Annotated in this window: 1 protein-coding gene; it reads left to right on the forward strand. The window is 46.1% G+C overall.

Annotated elements, in window-relative coordinates:
• Window positions 1-590, forward strand: a 590-nt coding sequence (locus R7Z50_RS29235; protein ID WP_318149980.1) for an ATP-binding cassette domain-containing protein, incomplete at both ends; no start/stop codon positions are given.

Consider the following 590-nt stretch of genomic DNA (forward strand, 5'->3'; position numbering starts at 1 on the left):
AATCTCAGACAGTATTCGCTATCATGGGTCTACTGGCTAAAAACGGTATTATCTCTGGTAGCGCGAAGTTCGAAGGCAAAGAAATCCTAAACTTGCCTGAAAAAGAACTAAACAAAGTTCGTGCAGAACAGATCGCGATGATCTTCCAAGATCCGATGACCTCGCTAAACCCATACATGAAAGTGAGCGATCAGCTGATGGAAGTGTTGATGCTGCATAAAGGCATGGGCAAGTCAGAAGCGTTTGAAGAATCTGTTCGCATGCTTGAAGCGGTAAAAATCCCTGAAGCTCGCAAACGTATCACCATGTATCCGCACGAATTTTCAGGCGGTATGCGTCAGCGTGTAATGATTGCGATGGCGCTATTGTGCCGTCCTAAACTGCTTATTGCTGATGAACCAACAACCGCGTTGGACGTAACCGTTCAGGCACAGATCATGGACTTGTTGAACGAGCTGAAATCCGAGTTCAACACGGCAATCATTATGATCACCCACGACCTAGGTGTTGTTGCTGGTTCATGTGACAAAGTGCTTGTGATGTACGCAGGTCGTACGATGGAGTACGGCAACGTAAACGAAATTTTCTAC

Source organism: Vibrio sp. 1249-1, assembly GCF_033340495.1.